This is a genomic window from Shewanella sp. ECSMB14101 (assembly GCF_000773485.1).
GTDB lineage: Bacteria > Pseudomonadota > Gammaproteobacteria > Enterobacterales > Shewanellaceae > Shewanella > Shewanella marisflavi.
In genome coordinates this window covers 21,280-34,095 of record NZ_JSFF01000008.1, presented here as the reverse complement: position 1 = coordinate 34,095, position 12,816 = coordinate 21,280, and the positions used below count along the sequence as shown (strand labels likewise).

General features: G+C 51.1%; 11 protein-coding genes and 1 pseudogene. 2 read left to right on the top strand and 10 right to left on the bottom strand.

Translation table 11 applies throughout. The annotated features are described in order from the left end of the window. Nucleotides 1–152 precede the first annotated feature (152 nt). Nucleotides 153–731 carry a Fe-S biogenesis protein NfuA gene (nfuA, locus tag NY07_RS08190; RefSeq protein ID WP_033538863.1) on the top strand — a complete coding sequence of 193 codons (579 nt, stop codon included), beginning with the start codon at nucleotides 153–155 and terminating at the stop codon, nucleotides 729–731. 33 nt (nucleotides 732–764) lie between these two features. Here nfuA and NY07_RS08185 read toward each other — a convergent pair whose 3' ends face one another. Beyond that, a complete protein-coding gene (locus NY07_RS08185; protein WP_033538862.1) occupies nucleotides 765–2,117 on the bottom strand; it encodes an MATE family efflux transporter in 1,353 nt (450 codons plus the stop codon). 22 nt (nucleotides 2,118–2,139) lie between these two features. Between NY07_RS08185 and NY07_RS08180 the strand changes: the two genes are divergently transcribed. Further along, nucleotides 2,140–3,186, top strand: a complete 1,047-nt coding sequence (locus NY07_RS08180; RefSeq protein WP_033538861.1) for a polysaccharide deacetylase family protein — start codon at nucleotides 2,140–2,142, stop codon at nucleotides 3,184–3,186. A gap of 6 nt (nucleotides 3,187–3,192) precedes the next feature. On the opposite strand, the gene NY07_RS08175 is transcribed toward NY07_RS08180, so the two are convergent. From NY07_RS08175 to cyoE, 9 genes and pseudogenes are all read right to left on the bottom strand, one after another. Beyond that, entirely contained in the window at nucleotides 3,193–4,239 is a 1,047-nt protein-coding gene (locus tag NY07_RS08175; RefSeq protein ID WP_033538860.1) for a protein-glutamate methylesterase/protein-glutamine glutaminase, read from the bottom strand. A 31-nt stretch (nucleotides 4,240–4,270) separates the two neighbouring features. After that, nucleotides 4,271–5,101, bottom strand: a complete 831-nt coding sequence (locus tag NY07_RS08170; RefSeq protein ID WP_052125565.1) for a CheR family methyltransferase — start codon at nucleotides 5,099–5,101, stop codon at nucleotides 4,271–4,273. Nucleotides 5,102–5,199: 98 nt separating this feature from the next. Then, entirely contained in the window at nucleotides 5,200–7,794 is a 2,595-nt protein-coding gene (locus tag NY07_RS08165; RefSeq protein ID WP_033538858.1) for a methyl-accepting chemotaxis protein, read from the bottom strand. A gap of 22 nt (nucleotides 7,795–7,816) precedes the next feature. Next, a complete protein-coding gene (locus tag NY07_RS08160; protein ID WP_033538857.1) occupies nucleotides 7,817–8,374 on the bottom strand; it encodes a chemotaxis protein CheW in 558 nt (185 codons plus the stop codon). Between the two features lie 29 nt (nucleotides 8,375–8,403). Further along, nucleotides 8,404–10,424: pseudogene (locus NY07_RS19880) on the bottom strand (chemotaxis protein CheA). Nucleotides 10,425–10,446: 22 nt separating this feature from the next. Then, complete coding sequence (locus NY07_RS08145; protein WP_033538855.1) at nucleotides 10,447–10,809, bottom strand: response regulator; 363 nt, start codon at nucleotides 10,807–10,809, stop codon at nucleotides 10,447–10,449. Continuing rightward, nucleotides 10,806–11,105, bottom strand: a complete 300-nt coding sequence (locus tag NY07_RS08140; protein WP_033538854.1) for an STAS domain-containing protein — start codon at nucleotides 11,103–11,105, stop codon at nucleotides 10,806–10,808. The genes NY07_RS08145 and NY07_RS08140 overlap by 4 nt, the downstream gene beginning before the upstream one ends. 162 nt (nucleotides 11,106–11,267) lie before the next feature. Next, entirely contained in the window at nucleotides 11,268–11,903 is a 636-nt protein-coding gene (locus NY07_RS08135; RefSeq protein WP_033538853.1) for an SCO family protein, read from the bottom strand. A gap of 4 nt (nucleotides 11,904–11,907) precedes the next feature. Next, nucleotides 11,908–12,810: a heme o synthase gene (gene cyoE / locus NY07_RS08130; protein ID WP_052125562.1), complete on the bottom strand. Its 903-nt coding sequence runs from the start codon at nucleotides 12,808–12,810 to the stop codon at nucleotides 11,908–11,910. Between the last annotated feature and the right edge of the window lie 6 nt (nucleotides 12,811–12,816).

The following is a 12,816-nucleotide window of genomic DNA, read 5'->3' as shown; positions in this document are numbered from 1 at the left end:
TTTCCAGCTTCCGACCTGACTTTACGCCTAGGGATTTAGGCAAAAAACTCGTGACTATTCGTCAAAGGGGCTACAAAGCTGAAGACAGTCGGAGTATTATAGCCTTAATTCTTACTAAAACACTCGGGTTTATCCTGACGGAGCATGTCTTAATGATCACCATTTCCGATGCAGCTCAGGCGCATTTTGTTAAGCTACTCGCTGACCAGCCTGAAGGAACTCATATTCGCGTTTTTGTTATCAGCCCTGGTACACCATCGGCTGAATGTGGCGTGTCTTACTGTCCGCCAGATGCCGTTGAGGCAGACGATATCGAACTCGAATTTAATGGCTTTCACGCCATGGTGGATGAGAAGAGTGCACCATTTCTTGAAGACGCTTCGATCGATTTCGTTACCGATCAGCTTGGCTCTCAGCTGACCCTGAAGGCACCGAATGCCAAGATGCGTAAGGTTGACGCCGATGCACCGCTGAAAGAGCGTATCGAGTATATTATCCAGTCGGAGATCAATCCTCAGCTGGCCAGCCATGGTGGTAACATCATGCTAGTGGATATCGATGAAGCCGGTGTCGCTATTTTGCAATTCGGCGGCGGTTGTAACGGTTGTTCTATGGTGGATGTTACCCTTAAAGATGGTATCGAGAAGCAGCTACTGGATCTGTTCCCAGGTGAGTTAACTGGCGTGCGTGATGTCACCGAGCATCAGCATGGTGAACATTCTTACCAGTAATCTTGAAGATTAGATGCAGCGGGATGACTTAGGTCATCCCGTTTTCGTTGGGGTCAACATCTTGCTGAGACGGTAGCGGTAATCCAATGCCAGGCTCAGGCTGCGTGTCAGCATAAACAGGCTCATGGCTGCCCATAGCGCGTGATTGCCGTAGTCTTGTAATAGGCCCCATGTGGGAAAAAATACGCCAAAGGTTGCTATAATCATGGTGTTGCGCATTGCCTTACCTTGGGCGGCGCCAATATAGACGCCATCGAACAGGTAAGAGCCGAAGGCAAGTAGGGGCATTGCGATCACCCAACCCAGGTAGGCCTCGGCCTCCTGACGAACTTGCGGTATGTTGGTGAGTAACTGAATGATTTGCTTACCCCAAAGGGCAAAGAACAGCACAAATAGCAGCGCAAATATCCCTGACCATAGACCGGCAAGTGTCACGCTCTGATTCATGTGCTTGGCATTACGCTCACCGACAGCCCGGCCGACCTCTGCCTCGCCATAGTAGGCGATGCCATCTAGGGCGTAGGAGATCAGGAGGAGCAGGTTTAGCAGTACGGCATTGGCGGCGACAGTGGTGTCTCCAAGGTTCGCGCCCTGAAATGTCATAAAGGCGAAGGCCAGTTGCAGACAGAGACTGCGAATAAAGATATTTAGATTAAGGTGCACTAGGCGCTGGTAGCATTGTAGTGACAGGCTTTTGCACAAAGGTAAGAAGGCAAAGTTGCCTTGCTGGCCAATGACTCGGGCGACCATGGTGGCTGCTACGGCAAAGCCTGTGATATCTGCCAGTACCGAAGCCAATGCAGCGCCTTCGACGCCCCAGTCAAAGCCGATCACAAACAAGATATCCAATACGATATTGCACAGGTTGGCGGCGATCAATTGCCACATGGCGGCTCTAGGTTGCTGACGGCCCAATAGCCAACCCAGCAGGGCCAGATTCAGCAAGGCAAAAGGCGTGGACCATATACGGATGTTGAAATAGGCCTGACTGTAATATTGTACCTGCTCACTGGCATCGGATAGCGCCATAGCGGCCTTTATAATAGGTTGCTGTAGTGCGAGTATCAGCAGTGAGAATAACAGGGCGAGACTGGCGGATTGAATCAATAGGCGATACTGGCCTTGAGTGTCATTGGCACCATAGGTCTGGGCTACCAGACCCGTAGTGGACATGCGCAGAAAGCCCAATATCCATAAAATCAGGGTGATCACCGTTGACCCAACGGCGACTCCCCCTAAATAATAGGCGTTACTTAGATGTCCCACGACAGCGGTATCCACCAAGCCTAACAGGGGAACCGTAATGTTAGACAGAATCATTGGCACGGCAAGCGCGAACAGCCGAGCATTTTTCTGTTTATTTAACAATAACTTTAGTGGTGACATAGACTCTCAGAGGTTATTCAATATGTTTAGAAGCTTAATGGCGGCGCTATTGGTCTGTCTTAGCTATTCGGCCCAGGCCGTGGTGATTTTACAATATCATCATGTCTCAGAGGATACCCCCAAGCTCACCAGCGTGACGCCTGCTCAGTTTCACGAGCAGATGAGCTACCTTAGCGAGAATGGCTTTAAGGTGAAACCCCTAACTGAGGTGGTGGAGGCAATAAAACAAGGGCGAGAGCTGGCTGACAAGACAGTGGTGATCACCTTTGACGATGGCTACCAGAATATTGCCGATACGGCGCATCCCATTTTAAAAGAGTTTGGTTATCCCTACACGATTTTCATCTCTATCGATCCTATAGAGAGCAAATATAAAAATGTGATGAGTTGGGCAACCCTGAAACGCCTGAGCGACGAAGGTGTCACCTTGGCTAATCATAGCTGGGGTCATGAACATCTGATTCGCCGCTTAGATGGGGAGAGTGAGTCGGACTGGCTGGCAAGAGTAAAAAGCAACTTACTGGCGACCGAAGCGGAGATATTGGCACAAACAGGTCAGAGCGTGAAGATGCTGGCCTACCCCTATGGGGAATATAACAGTGCACTGGAAACTCTCGTCGATAGCTTAGGCTTTGTGGGATTTGGCCAGCAGTCTGGCGCTGCGGGAAGCTACTCTTCGCTAACCTCGCTGCCGCGTTTTCCTGTTGCAGGAGCCTATGCCGATCTCGCTACGCTTAAGGTCAAACTCTATAGCTTGAATATGCCGGTACAGGCGCTCTCGCCACAGAATACTCAACTGGCAACCGGGCAGTGGCGCCCAGAGATGCGTGTCACCTTGGATATGACAGATATTATCGCGAGTCAGGTAATGTGTTTTGTACAGGGACAAGGTGCAATGAAACCTACCTGGATCAGCGAGGATCAATTTAGCATTCAAGCTTTGATGGATCTGCCACCCGGGCGCTCTCGCTATAACTGTACCGCGCCGAGTAAGGCCACGGGTCGCTATTACTGGTTCTCTCAGGCCTGGGTGAGGCCCCAAAACGATGGCACCTGGGTAGAGGAGTAGGTCAGTCTAAGAGACTTCGGCTGCTTTAGGTGAGTGCAACAACTGCATGAGTCTGGCGGGGATCTTGTCTAGATGGAGGATCTCCTTGTGAGCATTGAGCTCGGCCGCCGCGCCGGGCATGCCCCAGACCACAGAACTGGCCTCATCTTGAATAATGGTATGACTGCCAGCCGCCTTGAGCTGATTGAGTCCTTGAGCACCATCTTTTCCCATCCCCGTGAGTAAGATCCCTATGGTATTGGCGCCATAGCATTGGGCTATGCTATGAAACAGCACGTCCACCGCCGGTTTATGCCGGTTGACGGGATCTGAGTCCAACAGCTTAGTGTAGAGTTTGGAACCACGCTTCTCGACCGTAAGGTGGGCATCTCCGGGGGCCAGATATGCTGTGCCGGCTTCTATCGCCTCATCACCTTGTGATTCAATGACCCTCATTGCCGAATGACTATCCAGACGTTTAGCAAAGGAGAGGCTAAAGGCCGCCGGAATGTGCTGGGTGATCAGGATAGGCGGGGTATTAGCAGGTAATGGCGTGATCACCCTCTGGATAGCCTCGGTACCGCCGGTCGAGGCGCCGATGGCAATCAGCTTGTTTTTGGTGAGCGATTCGCGGCCTGGCTGGACTATCTTGCTAACTGTGTTGGTGAGTGGATTAACATGGCTAACGGCGGCCGTGCGAACTTTTTCGATCAGCTCATCGGTATAATCCAATAGTGTGTTGGTGAGATCCGACTTAGGTTTTGAGATAAAGTCAACGGCCCCTAATGCCAGTGCTTCTAAGGTGATCTCTGCGCCCTTGTGGGTCAGGGTGGAGACCATGACCACGGGCATAGGCCTGAGCTTCATCAGATTGCGTAAAAAGGCGATGCCGTCCATCTTGGGCATCTCAATGTCGAGTGTCAGCACATCGGGATTCAGCTGTTTGATCTGATTTCTCGCCTCGTAGGGATCCTCAGCCGTACCGACAACCTGAATGTCGGGTGCTTGGGTGAGCATATGGGTTAACATCTGTCTGACCAAGGGAGAATCGTCAATGACCAACACCTTTATCATGATACGCTCTCCTGTTGTTTATTTATCCGTGTCATGTGCCTACGCCTATTCGTTGTCCTACCAGGGCCGCATGCTGAGGTTGATAGATGGTTTGACCGATCAATTTGAAGTCACTGGAGATATTATGCAGTGTCTCTGAATGACCGATAAACAGATAACCATCGTCGGCAAGTAGCTTCCTGAATTTGTGAATGATCTTAATCTTAGTTTGGACATCGAAATAGATGAGCACGTTGCGGCAGAAGATAAGATCGAAGGGGCCCTGCATAGGCCACTCTCCCAGTAGGTTCAGTTGTTTAAAGTGAATGAGCCGTTTGATCGATTCGTTAAAGTGCACCTCGCCCTGACTGGGCCCAGGTTCGACACATTGGTTAAGCAGTGACTTGGGCACGTTAGCCATCGCCTCTATGTTGTAGATACCGGTCCGCGCCTTATCCAGCACGTTAGTGTCGAGATCTGTGGCGAGGATCTTAAGATCCCAGTGAGCGGGAGGAAAGTGTCTGGCGAGGGTCATGGCAATGCTGTAGGCCTCTTCACCTGTTGAGCAGGCCGACGACCAGACTCTGAGTCGACGCTGGCGCTTTTTTTGCCATGTTGGCACCAGGTGCTGCTCCAGATAGTCGAAGTGATGCGACTCACGAAAGAAAGAGGTGAGATTGGTGGTCAGCGCATTGATGAAGTTGTTCAGCTCGTTGGCGTCGCTTTGCAACAGCTGGCAATACTGATTAAAGTTGCTCAATTTGAGCGAGCGTAAGCGTCTGCTGAGGCGGGAATAGACCATATGCTGCTTCCTGTCAGGCAGCACTATGCCCGATTCTCTGTAGGCAAGCTGTCGAATAAACTCGAAGTCTTGCCGCGTCATCGGAAATTCCTTTTCGTTGCTTTGTTCCAATCTTTTCCCCTAGCGGTGGCTCTCGACTGTGGACTGTGTCGGCGCCATTCCTTGGCGCCGATACTCAGTTAAAACTCGTTCCACTCTTCGTTGCTGATGTTCAGTGGACCATGGCTGTCGCCCGACACTAACGAGAGTGGCGCCGATATCATTCCTGAATGGGCTGGTGCCTGAGATTGGAAGAAACCAAGTTGAGCCTTCATGTTACGTGCCTGTTCGGCCATGGCATCTCCGGCGGCGGATACCTGTTCTACCAGGGCAGCATTTTGCTGAGTCATCTCATCCATCTGTGAGATCGCCTTGTTGACCTCTTGTATGCCTGCCGATTGCTGATCAGAGGCGATACTGATCTGGCTTATCATGTCGGCCACCTTAGTCACAGCCTGCACGATATCCTCAAGGGTTTCTCCTGATTGATTAACCAGCTGGGTGCCGTCTGTTACCTTGGTGACACTGTCACGGATCAGCTCCTTGATCTCTTTGGCGGCGCCGGCGCTGCGCTGAGCTAAGTTGCGAACCTCTCCGGCGACCACAGCAAAACCTCGTCCCTGCTCACCGGCTCTTGCGGCTTCGACGGCAGCGTTTAGTGCCAGTAGATTGGTCTGGAAGGCGATCTCGTCGATCACCCCTATGATATCGGCAATGCGTTTACTCGATTCGTTGATTGCGTCCATCGCGGTGACGGCCTGCTCTACCACCTTGCCACCATGGGCGGCCTTAGTATTAGCTTCTTGGGCGAGTTGGTTGGCAACTGTGGCATTTTGTGCACTTTGGGTCACAGTTGCTGTCATCTCTTCCATGCTGGAAGCGGTTTCTTCCAGCGAGGCGGCCTGTTCTTCCGTGCGCTGACTCAGGTCAGCATTACCCTGAGCAATCTCTTCTGCGCCTGAGGTGACGGTATTGGCTGACTGGTTGATGCCATCGAGCACTTCCGTCAGCTTGGCAGCGGTGGCATTGGCATCGGCCTGCAATTTACCAAATTGCCCTTGGTATTCACCTTGGATCTGGCGGTTAAGATCGCCCTTAGCCAAGCCATCGAACATATTCACTACATCCCCGATCACTTGATCGGCAATACCGACCAGACGATTAAGGCCATTAGAGAGGTTGAGGAAGAAGCCTTCTTTGTCCTGAGTATCGACTCTTAGAGAGAGATCGCCTTTACCTGCGGCGCTGATGATGGAGTCAATTTCGTGTTCTATGGCGACTTCGGCGGTTCTGTCGGCCCATTCCACCACAGTGCCTATGCTCTCACCGTTAGGATCACGAATAGGGTTAGCAACGACCTGGAAGGTACGGCCACCCACCTTGAGTTGGCTGGTATAGGTAGTTGTCAGGCTCTTTAGTAGGTTTCGTTGGTGGCTAGGATTTTTGTGGAAATTGTCTATGTTGATGCCGAGCAGCTTGTTGGCATCGAACTCAGGCAGATCTTTGACGATATCCTTTTGGGCCTGTTTAAACATCTGGCTAACCGCCTTATTCATGTAGATGATGTTTAGGTCGGCGTCGGCAACCATAGTATTGGAAGACACATTGTCTAAAGCCTGCTTGATTCGGGCATTTTCGGCGGCCAGCTGGCGCTCTTTGGCCTCTTTGGCCAGCTTTTCGGTGACATCCTGCCACTCAACAACGGTACCTGTGCGTACGCCGTTTTCAAACACTGGGGTGGCGATCAGGGTAAAGTCGAGTCCTGCCACCTGGATGCTGGTGTCATAACTGTTGGTAAGCTTGTCGAGCATCTTGCGTTGATGGGCCGGGTTTTGGTGGAAGATATCTATGTTGCTGCCAACCAGGGTATCGGTATTAAACTGGCTTAACGTCTGTTGTAGCGTTGGCTCGTTATCTTTGAGCATTTGCGTGACAGAGTCGTTGAGATAGATGATGTTGTAGTCGGCATCGGCTACCATCACATTGGCACGGCAGACATCCAGTGCCTGTTTGATGCGACTATTCTCCTGGGCTCGTTTGTTTTCTTCTGCGGCCTTGGCCAGGGCTTCTGTTTTATCTTGCCATTCGACTACGGTAGCAATACGTTGATTATCGTCATCAAATACGGGGGAGGCGATCAAAGAAAAAATGCGGTTGCCCACCTCGATTTGGGCTGAGTGAGGACGTTTAAGATCGGCGATAATTTTTTGCTGGTGGCTGGGACGTTGGTGGAAGGTGTCCATATTGGTGCCGATTAAAGTGTCGACACTAAAACTCGAGATAGCCTGTTTTATATCTGACTCAGCCTCTTCTAAAGTATGACGCAGCGATTGATTGAGGAAGTTGATATTCCCTTGTGGATCGGCCAACATCACATTTGCCTGACATATTTCCAGCGCTTTAAGTTGTGCCTGATGACTTTGGTTGGCTTGCCAAAGCTGGGTCAGACCCTGGCTTATTTCGCTCCAGTGAGGGTAATCGAAGGAGGAAAAACTCGGAGGATTCTTGCCGCTAATGGCATGGTGGATCTCCTCGAAGGCTTGTTGCAGATTTTGTTTCATCTGCCCCTGTTGCGGTATCCCCATGGCGATGATGGCAATGGCAATAACCTGAGTGATCCCCACCCACAGCGACGGTTGCTGAGTGAAAGCCAATAAGGCTGCTACGGCTGCGATTAGCAGTCCGATTACCGGTAGACTGTTTGTTTTGTCAGTCTTAGTGTTCATTGCATCCATTCTCAATTCCTCTTATGCCGAGTTAGGCGCTGACAGCCTGTGTTAATTCAGCGTCAATATGATTAATGATGTTTGACAGTTGGGCCGCCTCTGGCAGTACCTCACTGCTTAGCAGGGTATTGATATCTAAAAGAATGACCATCTTGTCGTCCAGGTTGGCCAGCCCCTTAATGAAGGTAAGATCTGTATCTTCGCCAAAGTCGGGTGCATCTCTGAGATCTTTTGGCTGGACGCTAAAGACATCGGATACGGCATCGACCACAATGCCTATAACTTTCTGCTCTTCGGCGACACTCACCTTGATAACGATCACTACGGTGGTGGGGCCATAATCTAGGCTGGCGATACCAAATCTTTGCCTGAGATCTATGATGGGGACTATGGTGCCCCGCAGATTAATCACACCTTTTACATGGCTAGGGGCATTGGGAATCACAGTGGTGGGTTCCCAGCCACGGATCTCTTGTACCGAGAGAATGTCTACACCGTACTCTTCGTCTGCCATGATGAAGGTAAGGTATTGAGCGCTGCTGTCATCTTTTGCCGCTAGGGTGATTGTCTCTTCATCTGCCAGAGTCATGATTGAGTCTCCATCTGTAATTTCGGAAGTTAGGCGGCGTGTTCTTGGACGCTATTGATCCCGGTGAGGCTTACTAGTCCGGCAATATCTATGATCAGAGCGACCGTTCCATCACCCAATATGGTTGCGCCAGATATCCCCGCAACTTTGCTGTAGTTGTCCTCCAGGCTCTTAATCACGACCTGTTGTTGGGATAAGAGTTCATCAACCAGTAGGCCCACCTTGTCATTATTGGCGTCGACCACCATCACCAAGCCATCCTTTATCTTCTTGGCATCGGCGTCATGTTTAAAGGCATCAAAAACCTTGATCACAGGAAGATACTCGTCCCGTAAACGGATCACTTCATGTTCTTCACCCAGGCGGTTGATGTGGGCTGGTGGTACCTCTAAGGATTCGTGGATCGAGACCAGAGGGATCACATAGGTATGGCTGCCTATGCGCACCAGCTGGCCGTCGAGAATGGCCAAGGTCAGTGGCAGGCGTATGGTAAATCGACTGCCTTTATCTGGTGAGGATTTAAGCTCTATGGTGCCGCTGAGTTCATGAATGTTTCTTAGTACCACATCCATGCCGACGCCACGCCCAGAGAGGTCAGATACGGCTTCTGCGGTGGAGAATCCAGGCTTAAAGATGAGCTGATGAATTGCTTCTTCACTCAGTTCTTCTTCTGCGCCGACCAAACTTTTCTCTCTTGCCTTAGCTAGAATTTTCTGCGTGTTTAGCCCTGCACCATCGTCGATAATCTCTATGATGATATTGCCGCCCTGATGGAAAGCATTCAGTGTCAGAGTGCCAGTTTCCGCCTTACCTTTCTGTTTGCGCACTTCTGGCGTTTCCAGGCCGTGATCGAGGGAGTTGCGCACCAGGTGCACCATAGGATCGACGATTTTTTCCATCACGGTTTTATCAAGTTCCGTATCTTCCCCTTTAAGGACAAGCTCAACCTTCTTGTTAAGTTGTTGGCCGATATCCCGCACTAGTCGAGGAAAGCGGTTAAAGGCAAAACTGATGGGCAGCATGCGTATCTGCATGACGCTCTCTTGAAGATCCCGGGTATGGCTGGCCAACTGCTCTAGCCCTTGCTTCATGGTGATAAAGGATTCTGGGGTGATCTCGTCCTGCTGGCCAATCTGACTCAGCATCGCCTGGGTGATCACTAACTCACCCACCATGTTAATCAGCAGATCAATTTTTTCTATGCTGACGCGGATAGAGCCAGCGTCTTGGGTTTTATTGCTGACAGGGCTGGATTTAGCCGGTGGGGCGATCTTTTCAACTGGCGCACTTACGCTGCCGTTGGTTCTGGTGATGCTGGCTTGTCATCTATTTTTACTTCTTGAGTCTTGGGCTGAGCCTGATAGTCGATCTCGCATTCATCTTCGACCCACTCGAAGGCTTCCTTGATACGTGATAGTGGCTCATCTGTGGTAAGGCTAAGAGACCAACTGAGGTTACAGGCTTCAGGGTCATACTGGGTAAAATCTGGGATCTCCTGAGGAATAAGCTCAACGCTTAGCTCGCCGCATTGTCTGAGTTCGTTAAACATCAAGATAGGATCATTGCCGTAACGCAGTATGTCGATACCAGCCTTAAAGGTGATCTGCCAGGTGGTGAGTTCAGCTGGAGTGTCTTCTTGTGCAGTTTCTCCTTGGGGCTGAGCTTGACTTAACTCGGCGGCAAACTTTTGTTCCAGTTCGGCGAGCATAGGATCGTCGAAGGTGCGCTGATGCATCACAGCGTCTAGCATGTTGCGTAGCAAATCGACCGATAGCAGTAAGATATCTTGATGATGACCAGTCATCTCGCGGCGGCCATCACGGATTTCGTCGAGTAGAGTTTCAAGTAGGTGGGTGTAATTGGCGACTTGGTTAAATCCAAAGGTACCACTGCCCCCCTAGATGGAGTGTGCAGCCCTAAAAATTGTATTGATGGCCTCGGGATCTGGCGAGGAGATATCGAGCTTTAGCAGCTCTGACTCCATATTTTCTAAGCCTTCTAGACTTTCTTCGAAGAAGACTTGGCTAAATTGACTGAGATCAATTTCCATATCAATACCATCCGCGATCAGATTAACGTAAGACCTTGTTGACTGTGGCGAGCAGCTGGTCTGGATTGAAAGGCTTAACTATCCAGCCGGTAGCGCCAGCCGAACGTCCTTCCTGTTTCTTGTCGCTGCCCGATTCAGTGGTGAGCATCAACAAGGGAGTAAACTTGTAGTTGGGTAGGCTGCGTAGATTACGGATCAGGGTGATACCATCCATAACAGGCATGTTGACGTCCGAGATCACCAAGTCATAGTCTTGGCTTTTTGCCTGAGTCAGTGCTTCATCGCCGTTGCAGGCTTCGGTTACATCGAATCCTGCCGTTTTTAGGGTAAATCCCACCATTTGGCGCATAGAGGCAGAATCATCCACAGCTAATATTTTCTTCATTCCTGTTTTGTCTCCTGGGCAAGCGCAAATATCTGGGTAGCGTCCAGCCCCAGTTCGGCCAAGATCTGATCGACTTCTGTGGCGGGGCGGGTCCACTGGATGTTCTGGTGATGCGATTGACAATAGTGGCTCAGAAAATAAAGCAGCTGAGCTCCGGCAGTATCGATACGAGACAACTGGCTGGCATCGACATGTAAAGCATCAGAATTGGCGAGTTGTTCGACAATATCGTGGTGAACCTGCTGGATGTTACGAATCGTCAGCTCAGATGCTAAGCGAATCGGACTCTGGGTCATGACGGGCTCCTCTACAATCCCTGTTATTAAAACTCCACTAAGATCAAAAGATAGACGGTAATTTAGAGGCTTGCCTGAAAAATAACAGTTTTTTAGCTAAATCTGATGTAATGGCAGCGACCCAGTCACCACCACTTAGAGGATGTTGGTAGGGCTATGCTGCTATTCACCATAGCGAGTGGCGACAGCGATCACGTCATGGATGAGATCTTTATTGCGGATTTGCGGGATTTGCTTTGGATCTTGGCTGCTAGGCTTTACCGTTGCCACCCGCGTGCCATCGGGTGAGATCAGTACCATAGAGGCACTATGGTCGACCTGATAGTTTTCTCCGTCACCCACCATGGTGTAGACGAAACCCAGCTCCCGTGTCAGTGGGAGTAACTGGGCGTGGGGTGCCGTGACGGCGATGAAGTTTGGATTGAAGAAGTTTATGTAATCATAGAGCTTTTGCTGGGTGTCTCTGGCGGGGTCCGCGGAGAGAAAGATCACTTGCAGATCAACGACGCCTTCGAGTTGCTGATAAGCCGCCGCCAGCTTTCCCATTGTGGTGGGGCAGACATCCGGGCAGGAGGTGTAGCCAACGAAAAACAGGCTCCATTTATCTTTTAGCTGCGCATTGGTAAAAGGGTTTCCTCGCTGATCTGTCAGGACAAAGGGCGACAGTGGCCGCTGCTGAGGATATATGTAGCTGGTGAGTAGTTCGGGCGGCGGTGTAGGCCGCGTGTAACTGACGGCAGCCAGCGTTCCCAGCAGGGCAAAAGCGAGTAAGGCTGAGATAACAAATACTGGCTTCATCGAGTTAGCTCCAAAGATAGTGGTCGACCAAGAGCAGCAAAAATAGCAGCATCAAATGGTAGATTGAGATGCGAAATACCTGCATGGCAAGACCCGGTTCATCCTGGTATTTGAGCTGCCAGGCCTTGTAGATAAAGCCGCAGCTTAGCAAGGTAGAGCCTACAAGGTAGAGGGGGCCGCACATGCCCACGAGCACAGGGTAGAGACAAGCCAGAGCCAGCAGTACCGTATAGAGCAAAATACAGGTCTTGGTAAACTCAACGCCATGGGTGACGGGCAGCATAGGTACATCGACCTTGGCGTATTCCGCACGTCTGTGGATCGCCAGCGCCCAGAAATGGGGTGGTGTCCAAGCGAAGATGATGATGACCAGCAGCAGGGCATGGCCATGAAACTCACCGGTGATCGCCGTCCAGCCCAGCAGCGGTGGCATGGCCCCAGCGAGTCCGCCAACGACGATGTTTTGTGGTGTGGCTCGTTTCAGGTAGGCGGTGTAGATCACGGCGTAGCCAACAAGACTAGCGAAAGTGAGCCAAGCGGTAAGCGGGTTAACGGCCCAATAGAGTAGCCAAAAGCCAAGTACCGCCATGCTGGTGGCAAAGGTCAAAGCCTTAGAAATAGAGACGCGCCCTTTAGGCAGCGGTCGGTTGTAGGTGCGAGCCATCAGACCGTCGATGCGGCGATCGATCAGGTGATTGTAGGCCGCTGCTGCGCCAGCCATCATGCCTATCCCGACCAGGCCTGCAACCAAGGGCTGCAGGGGGACTGCACCCGGAACCGCCAGGCACATCCCCACTAATACTGTGAGTAACATGAGGGCGACCACCTTAGGTTTGGTCATCTCTAGATAGGCTCGCCAGGGAAGGGGCGTTACGGCATGCTTGGTCATTATCATAGGTTTGGCCATGGCAGT

Bases quoted from the DNA above. Each gene is read 5' to 3' on its own strand.
- cyoE (WP_052125562.1), bottom strand. From the start codon at position 12,810: ATGGCCAAACCTATGATAATGACCAAGCATGCCGTAACGCCCCTTCCC.
- nfuA (WP_033538863.1), top strand. From the start codon at position 153: ATGATCACCATTTCCGATGCAGCTCAGGCGCATTTTGTTAAGCTACTC.
- NY07_RS08175 (WP_033538860.1), bottom strand. From the start codon at position 4,239: ATGATAAAGGTGTTGGTCATTGACGATTCTCCCTTGGTCAGACAGATG.
- NY07_RS08160 (WP_033538857.1), bottom strand. From the start codon at position 8,374: ATGACTCTGGCAGATGAAGAGACAATCACCCTAGCGGCAAAAGATGAC.
- NY07_RS08170 (WP_052125565.1), bottom strand. From the start codon at position 5,101: ATGACGCGGCAAGACTTCGAGTTTATTCGACAGCTTGCCTACAGAGAA.
- NY07_RS08140 (WP_033538854.1), bottom strand. From the start codon at position 11,105: ATGACCCAGAGTCCGATTCGCTTAGCATCTGAGCTGACGATTCGTAAC.
- NY07_RS08185 (WP_033538862.1), bottom strand. From the start codon at position 2,117: ATGTCACCACTAAAGTTATTGTTAAATAAACAGAAAAATGCTCGGCTG.
- NY07_RS08145 (WP_033538855.1), bottom strand. From the start codon at position 10,809: ATGAAGAAAATATTAGCTGTGGATGATTCTGCCTCTATGCGCCAAATG.
- NY07_RS08135 (WP_033538853.1), bottom strand. From the start codon at position 11,903: ATGAAGCCAGTATTTGTTATCTCAGCCTTACTCGCTTTTGCCCTGCTG.
- NY07_RS08180 (WP_033538861.1), top strand. From the start codon at position 2,140: ATGTTTAGAAGCTTAATGGCGGCGCTATTGGTCTGTCTTAGCTATTCG.
- NY07_RS08165 (WP_033538858.1), bottom strand. From the start codon at position 7,794: ATGGATGCAATGAACACTAAGACTGACAAAACAAACAGTCTACCGGTA.